Origin of the sequence: Rhizobium ecuadorense, assembly GCF_001187535.1 — a bacterium.
GTDB lineage: Bacteria > Pseudomonadota > Alphaproteobacteria > Rhizobiales > Rhizobiaceae > Rhizobium > Rhizobium ecuadorense.
Genome location: NZ_LFIO01001449.1, coordinates 1 through 242, shown reverse-complemented (window position 1 = coordinate 242; position 242 = coordinate 1). Strand labels below are relative to the sequence as shown.

The following is a 242-nucleotide window of genomic DNA, read 5'->3' as shown; positions in this document are numbered from 1 at the left end:
ACCCAGATGTGTTTCTTGGCGAAGCCGCCGCGCTGGGCAACGGTCGAATCCGGCTGGGCAAGCATGACAGGCGACGGCATGACGACAATCTTGTAGCCCGGCGCCTTGCCGACACTGTTCTGGATGTTGGGGTTGGAGACTTTCCAGTAACGGCCGGTCTCGCCATTGGCGAGTGCCGGGGAGTCGAGTTCGCGCTTCAGCACACGGGTCCTGGTATCGAAGACATTGCCATAGCGATTGTC

Annotated in this window: 1 protein-coding gene; it reads right to left on the bottom strand. The window is 60.3% G+C overall.

The window, feature by feature from the left end:
• Positions 1–242: copper amine oxidase (locus tag AF337_RS30210; RefSeq protein ID WP_483150640.1), on the bottom strand; the 242-nt coding region annotated here is incomplete at both ends.